Source organism: Pseudomonas sp. 2725 (assembly GCF_050434585.1).
Classification (GTDB): Bacteria; Pseudomonadota; Gammaproteobacteria; order Pseudomonadales; family Pseudomonadaceae; genus Aquipseudomonas; species Aquipseudomonas jessenii.
Genome location: NZ_JBNDIV010000009.1, coordinates 43,565 through 57,355, shown reverse-complemented (window position 1 = coordinate 57,355; position 13,791 = coordinate 43,565). Strand labels below are relative to the sequence as shown.

12 protein-coding genes and 4 tRNA genes are annotated in these 13,791 nt (G+C 59.8%); 10 read left to right on the top strand and 6 right to left on the bottom strand.

Features of this window, described 5'->3' with window-relative positions; genetic code table 11:
* Nucleotides 1–11: 11 nt before the first annotated feature.
* Both ABIE16_RS24070 and ABIE16_RS24065 read right to left on the bottom strand, forming a co-directional pair.
* The gene (locus ABIE16_RS24070) at nucleotides 12–245 is read right to left on the bottom strand and encodes a PP0621 family protein (protein WP_057713250.1); all 234 of its coding nucleotides are present in this window, start codon (nucleotides 243–245) and stop codon (nucleotides 12–14) included.
* Between the two features lie 125 nt (nucleotides 246–370).
* Nucleotides 371–1,393: an outer membrane protein assembly factor BamD gene (locus ABIE16_RS24065; protein WP_057713251.1), complete on the bottom strand. Its 1,023-nt coding sequence runs from the start codon at nucleotides 1,391–1,393 to the stop codon at nucleotides 371–373.
* A gap of 151 nt (nucleotides 1,394–1,544) precedes the next feature.
* Here ABIE16_RS24065 and rluD point away from each other — a divergent pair, with 151 nt between their 5' ends.
* From rluD to ABIE16_RS24030, 7 genes are all read left to right on the top strand, one after another.
* Nucleotides 1,545–2,507, top strand: a complete 963-nt coding sequence (gene rluD, locus ABIE16_RS24060) for a 23S rRNA pseudouridine(1911/1915/1917) synthase RluD (protein ID WP_008052092.1) — start codon at nucleotides 1,545–1,547, stop codon at nucleotides 2,505–2,507.
* Complete coding sequence (pgeF, locus tag ABIE16_RS24055; protein WP_429522101.1) at nucleotides 2,504–3,223, top strand: peptidoglycan editing factor PgeF; 720 nt, start codon at nucleotides 2,504–2,506, stop codon at nucleotides 3,221–3,223. Before rluD ends, pgeF begins: the two co-directional genes overlap by 4 nt.
* Nucleotides 3,224–3,518: 295 nt before the next feature.
* The gene (gene clpB, locus ABIE16_RS24050) at nucleotides 3,519–6,083 is read left to right on the top strand and encodes an ATP-dependent chaperone ClpB (protein ID WP_429522100.1); all 2,565 of its coding nucleotides are present in this window, start codon (nucleotides 3,519–3,521) and stop codon (nucleotides 6,081–6,083) included.
* A gap of 300 nt (nucleotides 6,084–6,383) precedes the next feature.
* Nucleotides 6,384–6,459 (top strand) — tRNA-Asn (locus ABIE16_RS24045).
* Between the two features lie 9 nt (nucleotides 6,460–6,468).
* Nucleotides 6,469–6,545: transfer RNA gene (locus ABIE16_RS24040), tRNA-Pro, on the top strand.
* A 5-nt stretch (nucleotides 6,546–6,550) separates the two neighbouring features.
* Nucleotides 6,551–6,626: transfer RNA gene (locus ABIE16_RS24035), tRNA-Lys, on the top strand.
* A gap of 95 nt (nucleotides 6,627–6,721) precedes the next feature.
* A tRNA-Pro gene (locus tag ABIE16_RS24030) sits at nucleotides 6,722–6,798 on the top strand.
* A gap of 177 nt (nucleotides 6,799–6,975) precedes the next feature.
* Here ABIE16_RS24030 and ABIE16_RS24025 read toward each other — a convergent pair.
* The 4 genes from ABIE16_RS24025 to ABIE16_RS24010 are packed head-to-tail and all read right to left on the bottom strand — an operon-like array spanning nucleotide 6,976 to nucleotide 9,712.
* The gene (locus ABIE16_RS24025; protein ID WP_090451465.1) at nucleotides 6,976–8,274 is read right to left on the bottom strand and encodes an NAD(P)/FAD-dependent oxidoreductase; all 1,299 of its coding nucleotides are present in this window, start codon (nucleotides 8,272–8,274) and stop codon (nucleotides 6,976–6,978) included.
* A gap of 60 nt (nucleotides 8,275–8,334) precedes the next feature.
* Nucleotides 8,335–8,508 (bottom strand): DUF3094 domain-containing protein, encoded by a 174-nt coding sequence (locus ABIE16_RS24020; protein ID WP_007970531.1) that lies wholly within the window; start codon nucleotides 8,506–8,508, stop codon nucleotides 8,335–8,337.
* 53 nt (nucleotides 8,509–8,561) lie between these two features.
* The gene (locus ABIE16_RS24015; RefSeq protein WP_090451463.1) at nucleotides 8,562–9,089 is read right to left on the bottom strand and encodes an MOSC domain-containing protein; all 528 of its coding nucleotides are present in this window, start codon (nucleotides 9,087–9,089) and stop codon (nucleotides 8,562–8,564) included.
* Nucleotides 9,086–9,712: a DUF1780 domain-containing protein gene (locus ABIE16_RS24010; protein WP_007970534.1), complete on the bottom strand. Its 627-nt coding sequence runs from the start codon at nucleotides 9,710–9,712 to the stop codon at nucleotides 9,086–9,088. Before ABIE16_RS24010 ends, ABIE16_RS24015 begins: the two co-directional genes overlap by 4 nt.
* 219 nt (nucleotides 9,713–9,931) lie before the next feature.
* Between ABIE16_RS24010 and ABIE16_RS24005 the strand changes: the two genes are divergently transcribed.
* The 3 genes from ABIE16_RS24005 to ABIE16_RS23995 are packed head-to-tail and all read left to right on the top strand — an operon-like array spanning nucleotide 9,932 to nucleotide 13,784.
* The gene (locus ABIE16_RS24005; protein WP_429522099.1) at nucleotides 9,932–11,275 is read left to right on the top strand and encodes an aromatic acid/H+ symport family MFS transporter; all 1,344 of its coding nucleotides are present in this window, start codon (nucleotides 9,932–9,934) and stop codon (nucleotides 11,273–11,275) included.
* A 3-nt stretch (nucleotides 11,276–11,278) separates the two neighbouring features.
* Complete coding sequence (locus tag ABIE16_RS24000) at nucleotides 11,279–12,499, top strand: benzoate/H(+) symporter BenE family transporter (protein ID WP_429522098.1); 1,221 nt, start codon at nucleotides 11,279–11,281, stop codon at nucleotides 12,497–12,499.
* 16 nt (nucleotides 12,500–12,515) lie between these two features.
* A complete protein-coding gene (locus ABIE16_RS23995; protein ID WP_429522097.1) occupies nucleotides 12,516–13,784 on the top strand; it encodes an OprD family porin in 1,269 nt (422 codons plus the stop codon).
* Nucleotides 13,785–13,791: the final 7 nt, after the last annotated feature.

Here is a 13,791-nt window from a genome sequence, read left to right as displayed (position 1 = left end):
CGGGTGACGTGTCAGCGGCCGCTGGAATCCTTGTCTTGCTCGAGGTGAGCCTGGCTGCAATACCAACGTTGGTCGAGGCTCAGCGCGCGGTCGCGGGGCAGGTGGACGCCACAATGGGCGCAACGGACCATGGGCGCCGCGTCCCGCTCGGCAGGGGGCCTGGGGGTGGAAGCCTGACCCTTGAACTTGCGCCAGAACCACACTGCAGCGGCAATCAGGGCAATCCAGAACAATAAACGAAGCATGGTGAGCTGCTTTTTGATTGATGAAGCGGCAGTTTAGCCAAGGACCTGACAGGCGCACAGTGTAATAAAGCGCTGAAATAAAAAAGGGAGACTCGAAAGTCTCCCTTTTTGCACAACCCGGGGTGTCAGTCGAACACGCCGAAGGTCATGTAGCTGAACCACGAGCGGTCACTGTTGTTGCCTTCCGCTTCGTGATTTTCTTCTTCGATCGCGTCGCCATTGTCGTCTTTAGGCTTGAGCTCGCTCGGGATGGCGTCCTTGGCGTCCTGGAACTGCCTCTGTACGTCCTGGTTGGCGCGGGTTTCGCCTGGTGGCAGCGGCGGACGGGACTCGATCAGGCCCAGGGTCGCCTTGCTCAGCCACGAACGGTTGTCCGCTTCGGCGACGGTCGGTACGAACTGGCCGTCCACCAGCGTCGGGTGGTTCGGGTAGTTGAGCTTCAAGGTTTCCAGGCTGGTGGCAGCCAGTTCGTCCAGGTGCAGGCGCTGGTAGGCCTCGGTCATCACCGCCAGGCCGTCGCCGACCGAAGGGGTTTCCTGGAAGTTTTCCACCACGTAACGACCGCGGTTCGCGGCGGCGACATAGGCCTGACGGGTCAGGTAGTAGTCGGCCACGTGAATTTCGTAGGCCGCCAGCAGGTTGCGCAGATAGATCATGCGCTGCTTGGCATCCGGTGCGTAACGGCTGTTCGGGAAGCGGCTGGTCAGCTGGGCGAACTCGTTATAGGAGTCGCGGGCGGCGCCCGGGTCACGCTTGGTCATGTCCAGCGGCAGGAAACGCGCCAGCAGGCCGACGTCCTGGTCGAAAGAAGTCAGGCCTTTGAGGTAGTAGGCATAATCGACGTTCGGATGCTGTGGGTGCAGACGAATGAAGCGTTCCGCAGCGGACTTGGCCGCTTCTGGCTCGGTGTTCTTGTAGTTGGCGTAGATGAGCTCGAGTTGCGCCTGATCGGCATAGCGACCGAACGGATAACGCGATTCCAGAGCCTTCAGCTTGGCGATGGCACTGGTGTAGCTACTGTTGTCCAGGTCATTTTGAGCCTGTTGGTACAGCTCGACTTCACTGAGGTTTTCGTCTACGACTTCCTTCGATGAGCAAGCAGCGGTCAATGCGAGGATGGCGATCAGCAGCAGGTGTTTCACTTGCATGGCGGCTTGCGTCCCTATGACGGCCGCTGTCTTGGGCGTGGCCGTCCTGTTATGATGAGCGCCCCGTTGAATAGCCTCGGGGCAAAAGACGCCGTATTTAACCACAAGCGCGCAGCCGAAACCAAAGGCTGTGCCGACGCCTAGTCTGAGCATGTCCGATAAAATTGAACTTCGCGCAGAGGTGCCGTCCGAATTGGGCGGCCAACGCCTCGATCAAGTCGCCGCACAATTATTCGCTGAGCACTCGCGCTCGCGCCTTTCCGCCTGGATCAAAGACGGCCGCCTGACTGTGGATGGGGCGGTTATCCGCCCGCGAGACATCGTCCACGGCGGCGCCATCCTTGAGCTGACTGCCGAGCAGGAAGCTCAGGGCGAATGGGTCGCTCAAGACATAGCCCTGGATATCGTCTATGAAGACGACGACATCCTGGTGATCAACAAGCCTGCGGGCCTGGTGGTGCACCCGGCTGCCGGTCATGCCGACGGCACCTTGCTCAATGCCTTGCTGCACCACGTGCCGGACATCATCAATGTGCCCCGCGCCGGTATCGTGCATCGCCTGGACAAGGACACCACCGGTCTGATGGTGGTGGCCAAGACCATTCAAGCGCAGACGCAGCTGGTTACACAGTTGCAGAGCCGCAGCGTCAGCCGGATCTACGAGTGCATCGTGATCGGTGTGGTGACCGCCGGTGGCAAGATCAACGCGCCGATCGGTCGTCACGGCCAGCAACGCCAGCGCATGGCCGTGATGGAGGGTGGCAAGCAAGCCGTCAGCCATTACCGCGTGCTCGAACGCTTCCGCTCCCACACCCATGTGCGGGTGAAGCTGGAAACCGGTCGTACGCACCAGATTCGCGTGCACATGGCGCACATCAACTATCCGTTGGTCGGAGATCCTGCCTATGGCGGTCGTTTCCGTATTCCGCCGGCCGCCAACCCAACCATGGTCGAGTCGCTGAAAAACTTCCCGCGTCAGGCGCTGCATGCGCGTTTCCTGGAACTGGATCATCCGACCACCGGTCAGCGCATGAGCTGGGAATCGCCATTGCCGGAAGATTTCGTCTGGTTGCTGACCCTGCTCAAGCAAGACCGTGAGGCGTTCATCGGATGAGTGACTGGCTGATTCCTGACTGGCCCGCGCCGGCCGGGGTCAAAGCCTGTGTGACCACCCGAGCGGGCGGCGTCAGTCTGGCGCCGTTCGACAGCCTCAATCTCGGCGATCACGTCGACGACAGCCCTGAAGCTGTTGCCGAGAATCGCCGTCGTCTGACTGATCATTTCTCCATTCAACCGGCCTGGCTGCAGCAGGTCCACGGGATTGTCGTGGCCCATGCCAATCCAGGCCGGGTGGACACTGCCGATGCCAGTTGGACATCAACGCCGGGCGTCGCCTGCGCGGCGATGACCGCCGATTGCCTGCCTGCGCTGTTTTGCGACCGTGCCGGTACTCGCGTTGCGGCAGCCCATGCCGGCTGGCGCGGGTTGGCGGCGGGTGTGCTGGAAGCTACGCTCGACAGTCTGGCGGTACCGCCTGCCGAGGTATTGGTGTGGCTCGGTCCGGCCATTGGTCCACAAGCGTTTGAAGTTGGCTCCGAAGTGCGCGAAACCTTCGTGCAGCAACTGCCTCAAGCCGCAGAAGCCTTCGTGCCAAGTCAAAACCCCGGCAAGTTCATGGCTGACATCTATATGCTGGCGCGTTTGCGTCTGGCGGCTCGCGGTGTAACGGCTGTCTATGGTGGCGGTTTCTGCACCGTGACCGATCCTCGCTTCTTTTCTTACCGCCGTGCGCCCCGCACTGGCCGATTCGCCTCCCTGATCTGGCTGTAGCGCCCTGTCTCACGAATACTGTTCCTCTTTGACGGCGTCTGTTGCCGTCATGCTGCGTTGCCGCTCTTCGCCATAGCGGGCTATGACTCGTCGCGGCGCCTTGCCTGACGACAACAGCCACTCGCCAAAGAGGAACGTATTCGTAAGGCAGGGCGCGACCGCTAGACTTGCCTGACCTGCATCAACGTCCCGACGCTTGAAACTCCCAGAATCGACCACATCTATTGTGGTATCTGGCAGGTTTCTTCATTCAGGATGTTTTATAGGTCCGGCCTGCTCAAAAGGAAGGTGACCCATGCGTATAGACCGTTTAACCAGCAAATTGCAGTTAGCGTTGTCCGATGCCCAATCCCTGGCAGTCGGCCTCGATCATCCGGCCATCGAGCCGGCGCACTTGATGCAAGCCTTGCTCGAACAGCAGGGCGGCTCGATCAAGCCCCTGTTGATGCAGGTGGGCTTCGACGTCAACAGCCTGCGTAAAGAGCTGACCAAAGAGCTCGACCAGCTACCGAAAATCCAGAACCCGACCGGCGACGTGAACATGTCGCAGGATCTGGCGCGCCTGCTCAACCAGGCCGACCGTTTGGCCCAGCAGAAGGGCGACCAGTTCATCTCCAGCGAGCTGGTGCTGCTCGCCGCCATGGACGAGAACAGCAAGCTCGGCAAGCTGTTGCTCGGCCAGGGCGTGAGCAAGAAAGCCCTGGAAAATGCGATCAACAACCTGCGTGGCGGCGAAGCGGTAAACGACGCCAACCACGAAGAATCGCGTCAGGCGTTGGATAAATACACCGTCGACCTGACCAAGCGCGCCGAAGACGGCAAGCTCGACCCGGTGATCGGCCGTGACGATGAGATTCGCCGGACCATCCAGGTGCTGCAACGTCGTACCAAGAACAACCCGGTGCTGATCGGTGAGCCTGGCGTGGGTAAAACCGCCATCGCCGAAGGCCTGGCCCAGCGCATCATCAATGGCGAAGTGCCGGATGGCCTCAAGGGCAAGCGCCTGTTGTCCCTGGACATGGGGGCGCTGATCGCCGGGGCCAAGTATCGCGGTGAGTTCGAAGAGCGCCTGAAATCCCTGCTCAATGAGCTGTCGAAGCAGGAAGGGCAGATCATCCTGTTCATCGACGAACTGCACACCATGGTCGGCGCCGGCAAGGGCGAAGGCTCGATGGATGCGGGCAACATGCTCAAGCCGGCCCTGGCCCGCGGTGAGCTGCACTGTGTGGGCGCCACTACGCTCAACGAGTACCGCCAATACATTGAGAAGGACGCCGCTCTCGAGCGACGTTTCCAGAAAGTGCTGGTGGACGAGCCGAGCGAAGAAGACACCATCGCCATCCTGCGTGGCCTCAAGGAGCGTTATGAGGTTCACCACAAGGTGGCGATTACCGACGGCGCGATCATTGCCGCGGCCAAGCTCAGCCATCGCTACATCACTGACCGGCAGTTGCCGGACAAGGCCATCGACCTGGTCGATGAAGCCGCCAGCCGCATCCGCATGGAGATCGACTCCAAGCCGGAAGTGCTGGACCGTCTGGAGCGGCGCCTGATTCAGTTGAAGGTGGAATCCCAGGCGCTGAAGAAAGAAAGCGACGACGCGGCGAAGAAGCGTCTGGAAAAATTGCAGGAAGAAATCGCACGTCTAGAGCGTGAGTACTCGGATCTCGAAGAAATCTGGAATTCGGAAAAAGCCGAAGTCCAGGGTTCTGCGCAGATCCAGCAGAAAATCGAGCAGTCCCGTCAGGAGCTGGAAACGGCCCGCCGCAAAGGCGACCTGAACCGCATGGCGGAGTTGCAGTACGGGGTGATCCCGGACCTGGAACGCAGCCTGCAAATGGTCGACCAGCATGGCAAACCCGAAAACCAGCTGCTGCGCAGCAAGGTGACGGAGGAAGAGATCGCCGAAGTGGTTTCGAAGTGGACCGGTATTCCAGTGTCGAAAATGCTCGAAGGCGAGCGCGAAAAACTGATGAAGATGGAAAGCCTGTTGCACCAGCGTGTGATCGGCCAGGACGAAGCGGTCGTTGCGGTTTCCAATGCGGTGCGGCGTTCCCGCGCCGGGTTGTCCGACCCGAACCGGCCAAGCGGCTCGTTCATGTTCCTCGGCCCGACCGGTGTCGGTAAAACCGAGCTGTGCAAGGCCTTGGCCGAATTCCTCTTTGATACTGAAGAGGCGATGGTGCGGATCGACATGTCCGAGTTCATGGAGAAACATTCCGTGGCTCGCTTGATCGGTGCGCCACCAGGCTATGTGGGCTACGAAGAGGGCGGTTACCTGACCGAGGCCGTTCGTCGCAAGCCGTATTCGGTGATCCTCATGGACGAAGTCGAGAAGGCGCACCCGGATGTGTTCAACATCTTGCTGCAAGTGCTCGAGGATGGTCGTCTGACCGACAGCCATGGCCGCACGGTGGACTTCAAGAATACCGTGATTGTCATGACCTCCAACCTGGGGTCGGTACAGATCCAGGAACTGGTCGGTGACCGTGAGGCGCAGCGCGCGGCGGTGATGGATGCGATTTCCAGCCACTTCCGGCCGGAGTTCATCAACCGGGTCGACGAAGTGGTGATCTTCGAGCCGTTGGCGCGGGATCAGATCGCCGGCATTACCGAGATCCAGCTGGGCCGTCTGCGCAGCCGCCTGACCGAGCGCGAGCTGAAGCTTGAACTCAGCCCGGAAGCCATGGACAAGCTGATCGCGGTCGGTTACGACCCGGTATATGGCGCACGGCCGCTCAAGCGCGCTATCCAGCGCTGGATCGAGAACCCGCTGGCGCAGTTGATCCTGTCCGGTCGATTCATGCCGGGCGATACCGCTCACGGTGTGGTGGAAAACGACGAAATCGTCTTCGTCTGATCCAGATCGGCAACAAAATTGAAAAGGCCTCGCATTGCGAGGCCTTTTTTTCGTTAGGCTGTTGAACTCAAAGGAAAAGGCTTGTAAAGTGCGCCCCGCAGTAAGTCACCCGCCAGGGTTTCCGCTCCCCAAGCAGGAATCCAAAATAAGTTGCAAATCATTAACTTGAAAGCAATTTAGGGGGTTGACAGAGGTGCTGAAGATTGTAGAATAGCGCGCCTCAGACACACGAACGCAGCGATGCGAACGGGTTGAAGAGAACGCAGTAAAGCTTCAAAGTTGTAAATTGAAATGTGTAGTTCCGTGATAGCTCAGTCGGTAGAGCAAATGACTGTTAATCATTGGGTCCCAGGTTCGAGTCCTGGTCACGGAGCCAATTTCAAACCGGGGTATAGCGCAGTCCGGTAGCGCGCCTGCTTTGGGAGCAGGATGTCAGGAGTTCGAATCCCCTTACCCCGACCATTTTTGGGTCGTTAGCTCAGTTGGTAGAGCAGTTGGCTTTTAACCAATTGGTCGTAGGTTCGAATCCCACACGACCCACCATTTTTGAAACCAGTTAGCGCTGGAATCGAATCTTAAGATCAGAGGCCAAAAGCGCTGATCGAAGAAGGCGCCTTTCAAAGGTGCCTTTTTTTTACCGGGGTATAGCGCAGTCCGGTAGCGCGCCTGCTTTGGGAGCAGGATGTCAGGAGTTCGAATCCCCTTACCCCGACCATATTAAAAATCCTCGTATCGAAAGATACGGGGATTTTTTTTGTCCGCAGGAAACTCAAGAACGCCGCAAAACCAGTGTGAGAGCGAGCTTGCTCGCGATGACGGCCTGACATTCAACACATGTACTGAATGCCAGACCGCTATCGCGAGCAAGCTCGCTCCCACAGTGGTTGAGGTGTTAGTGCAACTTGAGGCGCGGCTCGGTGCCGCGACCGATCTTGCTGCCCAGCATCAGCATCGCTGTGCGGAACGGCCCGTACAGCGCCATCTGGTGCATGCGGTACAGCGACACGTAGAACATCCGCGCCAGCCAGCCTTCGAGCATCACGCTGCCGGTGAGGTTGCCCATCAAGTTACCCACAGCCGAAAAACGCGACAGCGAGATCAGCGAGCCGTAGTCGGTGTACTTGTACTCCGGCAACGCCTTGCCTTCGATGCGCAGTTTCAACGATTTGGCCAGCAGCGAAGCCTGTTGGTGAGCGGCCTGGGCGCGTGGCGGCACATTGCGGTCGCTACCCGGTTGCGGGCAGGCGGCGCAATCACCGAACGCGAAGATGTTTTCGTCACGGGTGGTTTGCAGGGTCGGCAGCACTTGCAGCTGATTGATGCGGTTGGTTTCCAGGCCATCGATGTCCTTGAGGAAACCCGGTGCGCGAATCCCCGCGGCCCAGACTTTCAGGCTGGCCTTGATTTCGTTGCCGTCGGCGGTGATCAGGCTGTCGGCCGTCACTTCGCTGACAGCGGCATTGGTCATGACGTTGACCCCGAGTTTCTCCAGGGTTTTATGCACAGGCCCGCCAATGCGCTCCGGCAGCGCCGGCAGCACCCGTGGACCGGCTTCGATCAGGGTGATGTGCATGTTTTCCGGTTTGATCCGGTCCAGACCATAGGCTGCCAATTCGTGGGCGGCGTTGTGCAGTTCTGCGGCCAGTTCGACCCCGGTGGCACCGGCGCCGACGATGGCCACGCTGATTTGCTCGATCGTGTCGGTCTGACCGGCGTGCGCGCGCAAATAGTGATTGAGCAGTTGCTGGTGGAAACGCTCGGCCTGTTTGCGGGTGTCGAGGAACAGGCAGTGTTGCGCCGCGCCCTGGGTGCCGAAATCATTGGTGGTGCTGCCGACGGAGATCACCAGCGAGTCGTAAGGCACTTCGCGGGCCGGCACCAGCTCCAGACCGGCTTCGTCGTAGGTGGCGGCCAGCTGGATTTTTTTCTTCGCGCGATCGAGCCCGCTCATGCGCCCCAGCTGGAACTCGAAGTGGTTCCATTTGGCCTGGGCGACATAGTTGAGTTCGTCTTCGGAAGAGTTCAGGGAACCGGCCGCCACTTCGTGCAACAAGGGTTTCCAGATGTGGGTCAGGTTCGCGTCGACCAGCATCACGCTGGCCGTACCGCGCTTGCCCAGAGTCTTACCCAGACGGGTAGCCAACTCCAGACCGCCGGCGCCGCCGCCGACAATGACAATACGATGGGACATGGGGATAACTCGCAAGGCTAAAGGAAATCGGTGCAATTACCCGAGCGAGCGCAAGGCAGCTCATAGCGTCAGGTAACTGATAAGTCGGCTCAACAGGCCCAGACCAATGGTCACTGCCAATACCAGTACAAGGAGCATCCACGGCCGGAAAGGCCGGCGCTCGACTTGGTGCTGGGACAACTGCAGGTACTCTTCGACATGCTTTTGGTCGTCGGGGTTCAGGCGGCTGGTCATATCGGGCCTCGTCAGGAGTAGACGTTGCTGAATGTGTAGAAGCTACAGTGTTTTTACCCAGGGTTGAACGCAGCATAGCCGCTGTCCGCAATGGGTTCGACGCTAACGATGTCGTCCAGGCGAATGATGCCACTTTGTAACACCCGGGCAGTGATTCCGCCATGTCCGCGCACGGCCTGAAAGGTGCCGATGCCCAGGTTGCTTTCCAGACGCGCGCAGGGCTGGCACCAGCCGGTGGTTTCGAACGTTGCCTGGCCGATCCGGAAGCGGCGGCCCTTGAGGCTGAACAGGTTGATGCCACTGATAACGAGATTGCGCCGCAGATCTTCAGGCCGGACCGGATGATCCTGTGCTCGCCCCATCAGTGAACTGATCACTGCCAGGTGCTCCCACTGAATCAGCGTTACCTGCCGCGCATTGCGCACGCCGGGGCGGGCGTGGTCGCCGGTCAGGCCGGCCTCCAGGCGCGCTTCCACGGCATCGAGTGCAAGCATCGCCGAACGTGATTGCGGGCGCACGCCGATCCAGCGTACACGACCCTGTTGTGGCACCTCGGCGATCAGCTCCTGCAGCGGGCTCACAGACTGATCCCGACGTCGAACACAATGCTGCGCCCCAGGTTGCTGCGCAAGAAGTCCGGCGCATCCGGGTGAGCGAACAGCACGCGGGCGAATGTCGGCCCAACCAATGACAGCGAGCGCCAGCCCTGGCGCAGGTATTCGGTCGGCGGCGGGAAATGGCTGTTGAGGTCCAGCACTTCGCGTTTGAGGCTGGCGAAGGCAATGATGTCCAATTCACCCAGATCCATGCCGCGCTCTTTGTAGTTGTGCGCTTTTTTGCGCAAGGTCGGCGCCAATCGCAGCAAGAACTCGTTGGCGGGGATGCGTCGTGGCTTGGCCTCGCGGCGCACCAGTTGGCTCAGGGAAAACGCGCTGCGTCGGCGTTGCAATTCGTCGCGCCATTCATCGTTGAGGCGCCGGCCCTCGTCGAGCACGAAGAACACCTCGAAACTGGCATCGCGAAACAACACATCCGGCGGCTCCCCGGCGGGGGCGAACTCATCGGCGCGATAGGGAATGTTCAAGCCTTGCAGCAGGCGCTGGCAGACCCAACGCTCACGCTCCCACTTGCGGGCATTGGACAGGAACGCGTTGGCTTGCTCGGCCGCGATGGTCAGCAGGCGTAAGTAATCTGAGTCATCCATAGGCCCAAGCTTAGCGTTCAAATGTGATCGCAAAGAAGACAATTTGTCGGAGAGGGTCAATGCCTCCCGCTCCCATGCCCGTTTCAGGGCCCTGCACAAAATGGATAGTGATCTGCGCGCACTGGATATTGCCACGTATCGGGCGGCTCTACCCTCGGCTGTACGGACGTAAGCCGTGTTACCGCCGCTCTAAAAAAACAACAACAAGAGATATATGCCATGCGCAAGATCGACGTACATGAGGTTATCGACAACGCTCGTTTCAACCGCTTTCACTGGATGGTGCTGTTCTGGTGTGCCCTGATCATCATCTTCGACGGTTACGATCTGGTGATCTACGGCGTGGTCTTGCCGATGCTGATGAAAGAGTGGGGGCTCAGTCCTCTGCAAGCCGGTGCACTGGGCAGCTATGCACTGTTCGGCATGATGTTCGGTGCGCTGTTCTTCGGTCCGCTGTCGGACAGGATCGGTCGCAAAAAAGCCATCACGATCTGCGTGATGCTCTTCAGTGGCTTCACCGTACTCAATGGTTTCGCCCGAAACCCCACCGAGTTCGGCCTCTGTCGCTTCATTGCCGGGCTCGGCATTGGCGGCGTGATGCCTAACGTCGTGGCACTGATGAACGAGTACGCGCCGAAAAAAATCCGCAGCACTCTGGTCGCGATCATGTTCAGCGGTTACTCGGTGGGCGGCATGCTGTCCGCCGGACTGGGCATTGTGCTGATCCCGAGTTTCGGCTGGCAGTCGGTGTTTTACGTGGCGGTCCTGCCGTTGCTGTTGTTGCCGCTGATCATGTATTTCCTGCCCGAATCGGTGGGCTTCATGTTGCGTCAGGGGCGTAATGAAGAGGCGCGCAATATTCTTCAGCGCATCGATCCGGCCTACGTCGCGCAAACCTCTGATCAATTGCACATGGCCGAAGTGAAAGGCACGGGCACCCCAGTGTTGCAGTTGTTCCGTGAAGGCCGTGCGCTGCGCACGCTGATGCTGTGGCTGGCGTTTTTCTGCTGCCTGTTGATGGTGTACGCGCTGAGTTCCTGGCTGCCGAAACTGATGGCCAACGCCGGTTACAGCCTGGGTTCGAGCCTGTCGTTCCTGCTGGTGTTGAACTTCGGGGCGATCTTCGGCGCGGTCGGTGGCGGGGTGCTGGGCGACAAACTCAATCTGCCGAGAGTGCTGGCGGTGTTTTTCGCCATGGCGGCGGTGTCGATCACGCTGTTGGGCTTCAACAGCCCGATGCCGGTGTTGTACTTGCTGATCGCCATTGCGGGTGCCACCACCATTGGCTCGCAGATTCTTTTGTACGCCTGTGCCGCGCAGTTTTACTCCATGACGATTCGGTCTACCGGTCTGGGCTGGGCGTCGGGCATTGGGCGCAACGGGGCCATCGTCGGTCCGCTGCTGGGTGGTGCCTTGCTCGGGATCAGCTTGCCCCTGCAACTGAACTTCATGGCGTTTGCCTTGCCCGGTGCGGTGGCGACCCTGGCCATGACCGTGTTCGCCATCAGCAGCCGACGCAGCGTTGCGGGCGTCAACCCAGCGTTGTCAGCGACCGGTGCCTGAATCATGAAAGCGTTTTTCCAGGACTTCTCGTTGTCAGCCGCCGTGGCTGGATTCATTGCCACGGTGATTTCCTACGCCGGCCCGTTGGTGATCATCTTTCAGGCGGCAGAAGAGGCACATCTTTCGCGGGAAGTGTTGTCGTCCTGGATCTGGGCGATCTCCATTGGCAGTGCCGTGCTCGGTATCGGTTTGAGCCTGCGCTACCGCGTTCCGGTGATCATCGCCTGGTCGGCGCCGGGCTCGGCGTTGCTGGTGACGCTGTTGCCGGACATCTCCATGGCAGAGGCGGTGGGGGCGTATCTGGTCAGCAGCCTGATCATTTTCGTGGTTGGCATCTCGGGCGCTTTCGACCGGATCATCAGCAAGCTGCCCGCCGCCATCGCGGCGGCGATGCTGGCGGGGATCCTGTTCAGTTTCGGCACTGGCTTGTTCGTGTCGATGCAGCGCAAGCCGTTGCTGGTCCTGGCGATGTTTGCCTGCTACCTGATCTGCAAGCGTGTGATGCCGCGTTATGCGGTGATGATGGTGCTGCTGATGGGCTGTTCGATTGCCGCGTTCACCGGTGATTTACATCGTGAAGCGCTGGTGATCGACCTGGCCACGCCGGTGTGGTTCACGCCCGAGTTCAGTCTGGGCGCGATCCTGAACATTGCCTTGCCGCTGGTGATGGTGGCGCTGACCGGTCAGTTCGTGCCCGGCATGGCGGTGCTGCGCGCCAGTGGCTATCCGACGCCAGCGAGCCCGATCATCGCCAGTAGCGCGCTGGGCACCGCATTGCTGGCGCCGTTTGGTTGCCATGGGCTGAATCTGGCGGCGATCACCGCGGCGATCTGCACCGGTCGCGAAGCTCACGAAGATCCTCGCAAACGCTACGTGGCCGGGGTCGTCGGCGGCCTGTGCTACCTGCTGCTGGGGATCTTCGGCGCCACGCTGGTCTCGCTGTTTTCAGCGTTCCCCAAAGAGTTGATCGCGGCGCTGGCCGGGCTGGCCTTGTTCGCCGCCATTGCCGGCGCGTTGACCGGCGCGATGGCGGTGCCGAGCGATCGTGAAGCCGCACTGGTGACCTTTCTGGTCACGGCTTCGGGCATGTCGTTGTTCGGTTTGTCTGCCGCTTTCTGGGGGCTGATTTTCGGCATGGTCACCCATGTGCTGTTGAGCGCCCGTCGTCCCGTTCCCCGTCGCAAATCCACTGCAACTGAAGTCTTTCAACCAGTCGATCAATAACAATAAGAGAAAAACGATGAAACAGATTCTCCCAACAACCGGTTCGGTGTTGTCCCTGGCTGTCGTCTCGAGTTTTTCCACAGGCACGATGGCCGCTGAAAAAGGCTTTATCGAAGACACCAGCGCGACGTTGCAGGCGCGCAATTACTACTTCAGTCGCGACTATTCCGACATCGTCGGCGCCAACCAGCAATCGAAGGCTGAAGAGTGGGCCCAGGGTTTCATCCTCAACGTGAAGTCTGGATACACCCAGGGCACCGTCGGGTTTGGGATGGACGTCATCGGCTTGCTCGGTCTCAAGCTCGACAGCGCTCCGGACCGGACCAATACCGGTTTGTTGCCGGTGCAGGACGACGGCCGCGCGGCAGACAACTACAGCCGTCTGGAAGGCGCGTTGAAGATGCGCTACTCCAAAACCGAGCTGAAAGTCGGTGAGTTGCAACCCAACCTGCCGGTGTTGGCATTCAGCGATATTCGCCTGCTGCCACCCAGTTATCAGGGCGCAAGCATCACCTCCAACGAGATCAATGGCCTGACTGTGCAGGGTGGTCACTTGAGTTCAACCAGCCTGCGCAACGAGGCTGGCGACGAAAAAATGCAGGCGATGCTGGGTCACGTGCCGCAGCGTCAGGTCAGCAGTGACGGTTTCAATTTTGCCGGCGCTGACTATGTCTTCAACGACAAGCGCAGCTCAGTCAGTGCCTGGTACGGGCAACTGGAAGATATCTACAACCAGCGTTTTCTGGGTTTAAAGCACAGTGAGCCGGTGGGCGACTGGATCCTCGGCGCCAACCTCGGTTACTACGATTCGCGCGAGGACGGCAAAAAACTGCTGGGCAACATCGACAACCAGGCGTTCTTCTCGCTGCTATCGGCCAAGCGTGGCGGTCATACGTTTTACGTCGGCTATCAGGGCATGTTCGGCGACAGTGCATTTCCACGGGTATTTGCCAACATCTCTCCACTGGGCAACGAGGTGCCGACCTACGAGTTCGCCTTCACCGATGAGCGTTCCTGGCAGGCGCGTTACGACTACGACTTCGCGGCGCTCGGCGTACCGGGGCTGACCAGTACCGTGCGCTACATCAGCGGCAACAATGTCGATACCGGCAAGGGCTATGAGGGCAAGGATCGCGAACGTGACCTGGACATCGGCTATGTGTTGCAGAGCGGCAGCCTCAAAGGTTTGGGCATTCGCGTGCGCAATGCGATGGCGCGTTCAAACTACCGCAGTGATATCGACGAGAACCGCTTGATCCTCAGCTACACGTGGACCTTGCTGTGAGCCCGGT